This is a genomic window from Paenibacillus sp. MSJ-34 (genome assembly GCF_018918005.1).
GTDB lineage: Bacteria > Bacillota > Bacilli > Paenibacillales > Paenibacillaceae > MSJ-34.
Genome location: NZ_JAHLPR010000003.1, coordinates 163726 through 174453 on the forward strand (window position 1 = coordinate 163726; position 10728 = coordinate 174453).

8 protein-coding genes are annotated in these 10728 nt (G+C 50.4%); 1 reads left to right on the forward strand and 7 read right to left on the reverse strand.

Annotated features, from left to right (window positions below; all coding sequences use genetic code 11):
• Positions 1-181 precede the first annotated feature (181 nt).
• The 7 genes from KQI79_RS02555 to KQI79_RS02585 all read right to left on the reverse strand — a co-directional run bounded on the left by KQI79_RS02555 (position 182) and on the right by KQI79_RS02585 (position 9554).
• Positions 182-1537, reverse strand: a complete 1356-nt coding sequence (locus KQI79_RS02555; protein WP_216536649.1) for a response regulator transcription factor — start codon at positions 1535-1537, stop codon at positions 182-184.
• Positions 1515-2975 (reverse strand): sensor histidine kinase, encoded by a 1461-nt coding sequence (locus KQI79_RS02560; protein WP_216536650.1) that lies wholly within the window; start codon positions 2973-2975, stop codon positions 1515-1517. Before KQI79_RS02560 ends, KQI79_RS02555 begins: the two co-directional genes overlap by 23 nt.
• The gene (locus KQI79_RS02565; protein WP_216536651.1) at positions 2972-3973 is read right to left on the reverse strand and encodes a sugar-binding protein; all 1002 of its coding nucleotides are present in this window, start codon (positions 3971-3973) and stop codon (positions 2972-2974) included. Before KQI79_RS02565 ends, KQI79_RS02560 begins: the two co-directional genes overlap by 4 nt.
• A 558-nt stretch (positions 3974-4531) precedes the next feature.
• Positions 4532-5554 carry an S-layer homology domain-containing protein gene (locus tag KQI79_RS02570; RefSeq protein ID WP_216536652.1) on the reverse strand — a complete coding sequence of 341 codons (1023 nt, stop codon included), beginning with the start codon at positions 5552-5554 and terminating at the stop codon, positions 4532-4534.
• A 351-nt stretch (positions 5555-5905) separates the two neighbouring features.
• On the reverse strand, positions 5906-6916 hold the full coding sequence (locus tag KQI79_RS02575) for an ABC transporter substrate-binding protein (protein ID WP_216536653.1): 1011 nt from the start codon (positions 6914-6916) through the stop codon (positions 5906-5908).
• Positions 6917-6977: 61 nt separating this feature from the next.
• Positions 6978-7979 (reverse strand): ABC transporter permease, encoded by a 1002-nt coding sequence (locus KQI79_RS02580; RefSeq protein WP_216536654.1) that lies wholly within the window; start codon positions 7977-7979, stop codon positions 6978-6980.
• 18 nt (positions 7980-7997) lie between these two features.
• Positions 7998-9554 (reverse strand): sugar ABC transporter ATP-binding protein, encoded by a 1557-nt coding sequence (locus KQI79_RS02585; RefSeq protein WP_216536655.1) that lies wholly within the window; start codon positions 9552-9554, stop codon positions 7998-8000.
• Positions 9555-9815: 261 nt separating this feature from the next.
• Between KQI79_RS02585 and KQI79_RS02590 the strand changes: the two genes are divergently transcribed.
• Positions 9816-10601, forward strand: a complete 786-nt coding sequence (locus KQI79_RS02590; protein WP_367398126.1) for an MFS transporter — start codon at positions 9816-9818, stop codon at positions 10599-10601.
• Positions 10602-10728: the final 127 nt, after the last annotated feature.

Below are 10728 nucleotides of genomic sequence, written 5' to 3' on the forward strand. Positions count from 1 at the left end.
GCGAAACATCTGCACTCGTTTGGCATGTAGCTGGACGGATTTAACATGATCGGCGCATAGTCCGAAATTTTCCCGAACTAGCATTTTAATACGATCGGAAATCGCATATAAATCCATGAAAAAACCTGCCGGCAAAATCGGAACGTTCCGATTTTGCCGGCAGGCCGCGTATTGAGCGCATTTATTTGACATGGTAATTGCGATACTCCGTCGGAGCGACACCCGTCACTTTTTTGAAGACTCTACTGAAGTAATTCGGATCTTTATACCCGACCTCAAAACAAATTTCCTTCAACGACAACCTGCTCTGCTCAATCAATGTGCGGGCGTGCGCGATGCGAAGCTGCGTAATATAATCCGTGAACGTCTCCCCGAAATGCTGCTTAAACAATTTGCTGAAATAAAACGGGCTGAGATGAACTTGTTCCGCCACCTCTTCCATCGATATGTTGTCTTGAAAATGCTCATGGACGAAAGCTTTCGCCTGTTCCATGACGGAACCCGCTTCCTGCTCCCGCCGGCTCCGCACTTGCCGCATAACGGCCTGGACCGCGCTTTGATCCGCCAAACCGTTGCGAATGGAAGCAAGCCGCTCCATTCGTTCCGGTTCCGAGCCGACCGACGGGGCGGGAATATCTTCGTAATGGACAACGTCCGTCATACCGCATTTCGCGGCCCATACCGCTTCCAAGTAGGAGGCGCGCAAAGCGCGGATGCCGTGCTTCAACGACCCGAAACCGATTCGAACCGGCAAATGTTCCGTACCGTAGAGCAATTGATGAAGACGGTCTCCCCATGACATCGTCTCACCTTTGGAATACATCGCGCCCGCCTCCATTCTGACGAAGATCGCCATATGATCGTGCACGATCGGACTGACGATGCATGGCAGCTGTAAAGCAATAAAGCTTTTCACCGTCTGATAGACCCGTTCCTTTTGCAAGCGGCTCCCTTGTTCCCCATCATGGGAACGATCCGGCAAAGCGATCACGATCGCATAACCGCGCTGGGGAGAAAACTCGGCAAATTCGGCCATTTGCTCCACATTCCAATCCAGCACCTGATCGTTCATCAGCATCATCGCCAACTCGTTCTCGACCAGGGGCAGCAGTTGCGATACTTTATCGCGCAGACTTAGCTCCATGTAACGTTTGCTTCTCTCCTGGTCCAATTCTTGCACCAGCTTCGTTATCAGGCCAATAATTTGCTCTTGCTTGGCCGGTTTGACGATATAATCTTTGGCGCCGAGCGTTAAAGCTTGCTTCGCATAAGCGAAATAGTCGTATGCCGTTACAAGCGCCATCTTCACTTGACTGTTCATCGCCCTAATCTCTTGCAACGCCTCCAAACCTTGAATGCCCGGCATTTTGATGTCCATAAGCACGATATCCGGCCGGTATTGTTCCGCAAGCTGAATCGCTTTGCGGCCGTTGTCCGCATGGACGATTTCGAACGTGCCCGGCATGGCCCGGGTAATAATCAATTCCAATCCTTCGCGTTCCAACGCTTCGTCATCAGCGATTAACAATCGATACATTGGCGTCTGCCCCCTCTTTCATCGGTAATCGGAGCCTGACCGTCGTTCCCTTGCCCGGTTCGCTCTCCAACTCGACGATATCGTTGCGCCCATAGAAAAGTTGAAGCCGCTTGAATACGTTCCGCGAACCGAGTCCGGTCGATTTCCGTTCCATATAAGGGCGGAACGGTTCGGGCGAACCGAGGTCCAGCAGCGACTTGCGCACCTCTTCGCTCATGCCTGCGCCGTTATCCGCGATCGTCACGAGCACCTCATCCTCCGATCGCGTAATGGACAGGCTGACCGCCGCTCCTTCTTCCATTCCTTCCACCCCGTGTATAAACGCATTTTCCAAAATCGGCTGCAGCGATAAACAAGGAATTTGTTGATCCATCGCCGTTTCCTCGATATGCATCTCGAAGCGAATGCGATCCCGGAAACGGGCTTGTTGGATAGCGAAGTATTCTTTCGTATTGTCGACTTCCTCCCGCAGCGTCACCGGCTTATCCAATTTGCGCAAATTGTAGCGCAGCAAATTGGATACCGATATGGTCAAATTGCTCGTTCGTTCCGCGCCTTCGATCAAGGCCAGCTTCGAGAGCGCATTGAGCGTATTAAACAGGAAATGGGGATTAATCTGGCTTTGGAGCGCTTTCAATTCCAACTCCTTCACGAGCCGGTCCCGCTCCAAATGTTCCCTTTCCTTCGCAATCAGCTTGCGAATGTTCGTTAACATTTGATGGAACGCTTCCGATAAAATGCGAAACTCGTCGTCCCGACGAAATACGGGAGGCGTAATTTGCAAATTGCCTTTGGAAATTTGCTTCGCCGTTCGGACGAGCAGATGAATCGGACGGGTGATGCTTCGGGACAACCAAATGACAAAAACGATGCTGAGCAGCATATTGACGACAAACAAGGCGAGACCGATATTGTTCATCTGCTGCGTATTCCACAAAATTTGCTTGTAATACGGCTGATAATTGCTTAATTCGAGATCGACCAGCGACTGGCCGTGGTCTTGGATGAAACCGGCGATTTTCTCGGTTTCTTCATACAACGCGACATAGGATTGCAAGCCGCGCACATCGGTCGCTTCCAGTACCTGCTCTTCTTTTTCCAGGAAAGACTCGATCATATTTTCATAGTTTTTGATGGACGTCACATTCATTTCCGTACGCGCTTGTTTGCCCAAATGGAGTTTCAACGATTGAAGTTCGTTATTTTGCTCCAATAACGCTTGATAAGTTTCCTCTTTCTGGTCGATTAAATAGCTGCTTAACGTACGCAGATTTTGCTGCGTTTGCTGGGCGATTTGCTTGTACAGCAAAATCCGTTCCATCATCAAATTATAGCTCTCCTGCATCGTCTTGCTGCTATAGTAAATAAAATAAGTCACCGCGCTGACGAGAATAACGAGGACGGGGATGAAGACGAACAATTTCGTACGGATATTCATCGCCCGTCACTCCATCCGTTGCCGTCTTTGGCCAATACCCCGATATCCATCAGATGAACCGGCGGCGGTTGAATGCCCTCCAAAGCGTCGTGAATCAGCGTGACGGCGTCGTATCCCATCCGGTAAGGATTTTGCACGATCGTCGCTTCGATTTCCCCGCGGGCGATCGCCTGTTTCGTTTCTTCGAGATCGTCAAAGCCGAAGATGCGGATATTGTCGCGATCGGAGTTTTTGACGGCCTGCAAAATGCCGACCGCATCCAACGCGCTCATCCCGACGATCATGTCGATCTCGGGATGCATATAGAGCATTTCGGACGCCTTCTGCGCCGCTTCGATCCGCGAAATGTTGGACACGCGCACGTCGACGATCCGTAAATTGCGGTGCTGGCTGACAACGGACCGGAACCCTTCCAGACGCAGCATTTGATTTTCCGCCAGGTTGCTGCCGATCATAATGCCGATATTCGTATTGCCGGAACGGGGCGACTTCTTATCCGCTTCGACGACAAGCTCGCCCAGTTTGCGTCCCGATTCGATATTGTCCGTGCCGACATAGCTGTAACGCTTGCTGTCGGCCGAATCGGCGTCGACGGTAATGACCGCGATTCCTTGATCGACCGCTTTATCGATCAGGCGTTTATATATAATATTATGAACGCCTTGAACGATAATGGCATCGACTTTGGCCGCGATCGCCTTCTCCAGCAGCGTCGTTTGCTCGTCCGTATTAATGCGGAGCGGCCCGACGTATTCCAGCGCCATGCCAAGTTGATTCGCCGCATCCTTGGCCCCTTGCTCGATCAATCTCCAATACGGATTGTCGAGCTCCTGCGAAATGAGCATCACATGCGGCTTGGAGCCCAGGTCCGTCTCATGTTCGCTTAAATGCTGAATTAACGCCTGATTCTCGTAGGTCGAGATCATAAATTGAATAAGCAAATACATGAACGCGATGACAAGTGTTGCGAGGAGCAGCGTCCATTTTTTATCCGACATATACCGACCATCCCCCAATATTGGTTGCGCTTACATAATTGCCGAGGCGAACGCATCTTTCCGCGATCCCCGACGTCGTTATCTCTCCCGATCCGCGTTTCTCTTTCTAAAGTCTAATCATAAAACAATTGTACACAATATTTCAATATGGTACCAATAAGTGGCTTGTCTCTTTGGATCGTTGTAAGGAAAGGAATGCTACGGAATGCAGCGATTGCGGGAAGAAGGACGATGTATGCGAAAAATCGTACACTATGTGCGGCGTGCGGATCGAACCAGTCGATTTTATTCGAACTTTCATACACCGATTGGGGATTTGGGCTCTAATCGCCTTATTTTGTCCACAAACGCCGTTTTGGCGAGTTAGTGGATTTGACGGCTCTATTTTGCCGCCACTTCACAAAACCGGGGATTCTCAGGCCGATCGCGGCATATGCTGTGCTCCACGTTTCTCGACGCGCAAAGGGAGGAGAATAGTCTCCTCCCACAGCTGTTACCTTGTGCTTCTATAATGAGTTTGGCGGCGGTACCCCGACTCGCAAGCTCCTGTTCCGCTCTTTACTTGGATTCCAGCATTCGAAGCACAAGCACCGTAGCTTCCGCTCTCGTCGCGCTCGCGCCCGGAACGAACATATTGTTGCCGCGGCCTTGAATGACGCCTTTCTCTACCGCGGCTTCCACGTAGCCTTTCGCCCATGCCGGAATTTTGCCGGTATCCGCGAAAGTTAATCCCGAGCCGTCTCCTTCTTCCAGGTTCAAGCCGCGCGCAACCATCACGGCAATTTCCGATCTCGTAATATTGCGATCCGACCGGAACGTGTTGTCCTCATATCCTTGTATAATGCCCGCTTTCACCGCTTTGGCGATTTCCGATTTCGCCCATGCCGGGATTTTATCCAAGTCGGCAAACGCCATATTCTCTTCTTCTTGCAGCTTCAACGCTCTGGCCAATATCGCGGAAAACTGCGCCCGTGTAATCGAATCGTTAGGGCGGAACGTTCCGTCAGGGAATCCTTCGATCATTCCTTTGCCGACCGCTTCCATAATCTTCTCTTCCGCCCAGTGCCCTTTAATGTCTGTGAAGGAGAGCTGAGGCGGCTCCGCCGTGCCGGAAGCGCTTACGGATACGGATTGGTTCACCTCGTATGTTTCGGATTTCAAGTTATGGTCGACGACCTTCATCGCAGTCCATTTGACTTCGGACGATCCGGCTCCCTTCGCTTTAAAGGTAAGCGTACCGATCTGGACGTCTCCCTTCTCGCCCTCGACACTGCCTATTTTCGTATGCGCTACCGTAATCTCCCGATCTTTCTTAATCGGAAAAACCGAGAATCCTTTCATTTTCGACTCCGATTCTTGCAATTCCAATTTGGCGGGATCATAGTCAAACTTCGCTTCATAGGCGTACAAATCTTTCAAGTTTTTGCCGCTCAACGTCATCGTAACGGTTTCTCCCGCTTTCAAACTCTGCTTATCCGCGGTAATGAGAAATTCCGGAGCATCCGCCGCCAATGAGGAGGATAACATCATATACGGGGAAACGAGACTGACCAACAGCATGAGTACGATTTTTCGTTTCATTCGATCGCATCCTTTCCAATATGGAAATAAGATAAACTTCTCTTCGCTCATGCCCGGGTTGCCGGTAACACGTGTCTGGTGGGAAGTTGCCTTACTATTTTATAAGCAGTGCGGATCGTTACACTTTGCAATCGTTTAGACAAGGTGTGGAATACAACTAAAGTATAAAAAAACGAAAACAATATCAACACTTTCGACAAACGTTCTTATGATCATCTATGAAGCTACAAGCATGTCGAATATTCTTGCTTTTTGCGCCGGTATCCAGGTTATCGGTAACCCAAAAAGACCCTGTCAGGAAATTAGTCTCCTAATAGGGTCTTCGTAAATTCGTCTTATTCTAGCATTTTTCTAATCGTACAGCAGCGGCTTAATTTCATCGGAATCGATATTGTCTTTCGTATACCAGTGGAAACCGGTATCGATCGTTTTCTCCAGCTGCTCTCCGTTCACCGCTTGCACGGCCGCTTTCACCGCCCAATAGCCGATGCCGATCGGATCTTGCGTGACCGCTCCGGCCATGAGCCCGCTGCGGACGGCATCCGTTTGCTGTTTGCCGGAATCGTATCCGATCACGACTAGCTGGCCTTCTTTTTTCATTTCCTTCACCGCGTTGACGACGCCGATAGCCGAACCTTCATTGGATCCGAAGATACCTTTCAAGTTCGGGTACGCTTGCATGATCGCTTTGGCAAGGTCCGTCGATTTCAATTGGTCGCCGCCGCCGTATTGGATGTCGACGATTTTGATGTTGGGATAGTTTTGTTCGATGCGGTTTTTAAAACCGTCGCGGCGATCGACGCCCGTTCGGCTCGTTTGGTCGTGAACGACCATGGCGATCTCGCCCTCATTGCCGATCAGTTCCGCCATCTTGTCGGCGGCCAGCGCGGAAGCGGCAATGTTGTCCGTCGCGGCGGTCGTGACCGGAATATCCCCCTCTACGCCGGAGTCGAAACCGACGACCGGAATGTTGGCCGCTTTCGCTTTCTCAAGCAACGATAATGCCGCTTGGCTGTCCAAAGCCGCAAAGGCGATCGCATCCGGTTTTTTGTCCAACGCGGCTTGCAGCATCTCGATTTGTTTGTCTACTTGGGACTCGCTTTCGGGACCTTCGAAAGTAATCTCGACGTTTAATTCCTGCGCCGCTTTCTCGGCGCCCTGCTTCACCGCTTGCCAGAACTGATGCTGGAATCCTTTGGAAATGACCGGAATGTACAATTTCTTGTCGCTCGTTTGCTGCCCGCCTTCGCTTTGCTGACCTGAAGCCGGTTGCCCTTCCGTTCCGGAAGAGGAGCCGCATGCGCTCGCTGCCATCGTCAGCAGCAAAATGACGGAAAGCAACAACATCTTTGATTTTTTCATGTTCCACCGTTCCCCTTTGCAATCGATTTTGTTTTGTATGAAGCTCCCGCATAACGGGAGTTTATACCGAATTTTTGCGCCGCCGCAAAATATCCGCGTATACCGCGAGCAATACGACCAATCCGATAATGACGGTTTGCCACTCCTGAGGCACGGATAAAATGCGCAAGCCGTTCGTCAGCACGCTCATGATCAGCGCTCCGATCACGGTGCCGAGAATCGAGCCTTGGCCTCCGCTCAGCGACGTTCCGCCGATGACGACGGCTGCGATCGCCTCCAATTCATATCCTTGTCCCAGCGCCGGTTGCGCGGAATTGAGACGGGAAGCCATCATAATGCCGGCAATTCCGCAAAATATGCCCGTAATCGTATAGATAACCACTTTCCAATATTTCGTGTTGACGCCGGAAAGCCGCGTCGCTTCTTCGTTGCTGCCGAGCGCGAAATTATACCTTCCGATAATCGTTTTGGACAAGATGACGCTGGCGACAATCGCCAAGGCAAAGAAAATGATGACGGCGTTCGGAATTTCGAGTCCCGGGATCACGTATTTGGCGATGACGGATCCGGTCGATATTTCCTTGAATGCCGGCGTGTCGTTGAAATAAATCGGCTTCGCTCCGGATATGACGAGCGAGAGGCCTTTCGTGATCATCATCATGGCGAGCGTCGCGATGAACGGCGGTATTTTCATTTTGGCTACCGCAAGCCCGCTCACTAATCCGCATAAGGCGCCTGTCGCAATGCCGCCGATAATGCCGAACGGCATCGGCACATTCCAGAAATTAATGATAACGCCGGCCATCACCGACGAGAAAGTCATGACCGTTCCTACCGACAAGTCGATACCGCCGGTAATAATGACGAAGGTGGACCCTAGCGCGAGCACTCCGATGACAGCGGTCGACAGCAAAATGCCCATAATATTGTCAAAACGCAAAAAGTTGCCGGAGGATACGGAGAAGATGACGACGAGGACGATCAAGCTGGCAAAAGCCAATATTTTCTGTGTCGCGCCTGTTTTGAGGGACGGTTGCTGTTTTGGAATTATTTCGGTTTTCATCGTAAGAACACCTCGATTTCATATCTTTATAACACCATGCTCATTCATCTCGGGTTCACGCATCGTCGCATATTTCATAATCATTTCTTGGGTAGCCTCTTTGTTATCCAATTCTCCCGTAATTCTTCCCTCGCACATCACGATAATGCGATGGCTGAGGCGGAGAACTTCCGGCAATTCCGACGAAATGACGATAAGCGATTTTCCCTGCCCGACCAAATCGATCAACAGCTTATAAATTTCGCTTTTGGCGCCGACGTCGATCCCGCGCGTAGGCTCGTCAAAAATTAAAATATCGCAATCGCGCGTCAACCATTTTCCGATTACGACTTTCTGCTGGTTGCCCCCGGACAGAAATTTCACCTTCTGCATGACGCTCGGCGTTTTCACTTTCAACGCTTCGGCAAAATGGGCGGCGGTTTTGCGCATCTTCGTTTTGTTCACCCAGCCCCAAATCGTAAATTTCTTCATGGCCGCCATCGAATTGTTTATTTTCACGTTCATATCCACAATCAGGCCGTACCGTTTCCGATCTTCGGATAAATAACCGATTCCTTGCCGGACCGCATCGTGAGGATTTCTGATCTTCACTTTGTTTCCATGAACATAAATTTCTCCGGAATCGATCGGATCTGCGCCGAAGATAGCCCGCGCCACTTCCGTGCGTCCTGCGCCCATGAGCCCCGCAAAGCCCAGAATTTCCCCTTTGCGCAATTTGAAATTAATATCTTTGAGCGTAGAGCCTGCATGCAAATGTTTCACTTCCAGAACCGTTTCCCGCGCCTGATCTTCGATCTCCGGCTTCGAATCCGTATAAATTTGCCGTCCTACCATCATCGAGATAATCTTGTCGATAGAAGTTTCCTTCGTCGGTACGGTATCGATATAGCAGCCGTCGCGCATCACCGTAATCCGGTCCGTAATGCGCTTCAACTCTTCCATTCGATGCGAAATATAGACAATCCCTACGCCATTCTCGCGCAATTGCCGAATGATGCGAAACAATTCTTCGATCTCCGCATCGGTTAACGCCGCCGTAGGCTCATCCATAATGAGGACTTCCGAATCGAATGACAGCGCTTTCGCAATTTCGACCATTTGCTGCTTGGCAACCGTTAACTCGGACACTTTGATCCGGGGATCGAGCTGCACATTCATTTTCTTCAACAATGTCTCAACCCGTGCGTTCAATTCCTTTTCGTCCAGAAACAGCTTGAACGCTTTGCGCGGTTCGCGGCCGATATACATATTTTGCGCCACCGTTAAATGCGGCATTAAATTCAGTTCTTGATGAATGATGCCGATGCCTAAATGCTGCGCCGCCTTCGTGTTCGGAATGTCAACTTCCTTCCCTTTGTAAACGATGCGGCCGGCGTCTTTCCGATAAACGCCCGTCAATATTTTCATTAGCGTCGATTTGCCCGCTCCGTTCTCCCCGACCAGCGCATGGATTTCGCCTGCCTTCAATTCAAACCGGCATTGGTCGAGAGCATGAACCCCGGGAAAGCGTTTCTCGATCCCTTCCATCAGGACGAGCGGCCCCGCCGCGTTAGACGGCTGATTCTCTTCGTTCATTTGCTGCACCCCCCGTATTGTGCGTGACTTCATTTTATAGGCGCATGGAAACAAAAGGAATTGAATATTTTCCTGTAAAAAGTTGATTATATTATGATTTTTGGTATCGACCGTTGGAAGTTCGGAACAAGCGGACGGAACATCGCAGGTTGGAATTGTAATGGATTTTTAACATTTTCCCTTCGCACGGTATGCATGATACGTCCGGCAAAATGATAGAATAGAGTCATCCATTCCATATATCGATAGGGGTTATTACAAGTGCGGGCACATCCAATCTATATGTTGCGTATAGCAGGTATTTTTGACGGTATTTCATTACTAGTATTGCTTGGCATCGCTATGCCCTTGAAGTATATTTGGGGGATAGACAAAGCGGTAACGGTTGTCGGAAGCCTGCACGGCGGGATCTTCATGCTGTATGCGCTGGCCATCATTTATGCGGGGCTGCGAGTAAAGTGGAATATTCTTTGGTCTGTTGCAGCGCTTGTCGCGGCCTTCGTCCCGTTCGCCAATTTTGTGTTGGACGGAAAGCTGAAGAAGGCGCAAGCCAAATACGATGTACGGCCGTTTAACTATTCCTTGCTCGTATACGGTATCGTATTTTTCTCTTTCTTCGATCTGTTCTCGCAGTTGCCGGTCATGAGTACATTCGCGACTTCCGTCGGCGCCACCCCGTTTATCGCCGGCTTTGTCATCGGGTTGTATTCGCTGGCTAATACGCTGGGCAATGTTCTATCCGGCATTAAAACCGACAAGGTCGGGCCTTTCAAAATGTTAATGGCGGGATTGATTCTATCGAGCGTTGCCCTGCTGCTGTATCAGTTCGTCGACCGGCCCGCCGCGTTGATCGCCGTTCGCATCATTCACGGTTTTGTCGCGGGATTGATTGTTCCGGCCGCCTTCACCTTCTCTGCCAATACGACGGTGAAAGACCAGCAAGGGAAAAAAGTCGCCTTCACCGGCACCTTTGTGGGGCTGGCTGCCATTATCGGCCCCGCTTTCAGCGGCATTACGGTAAGAAAAACGCCTGACGGCGTCCTTTAAGTTCGTGCATCTCCGTTCATACGTACCAAAGTAAGCTGGGGTATGGGGATCTTCTTCCCCTGTCCCCAGTCTACTTTTTCACATCATTTATCCTGTATTCATAGCCATGAACTCCTTTGTAATAATC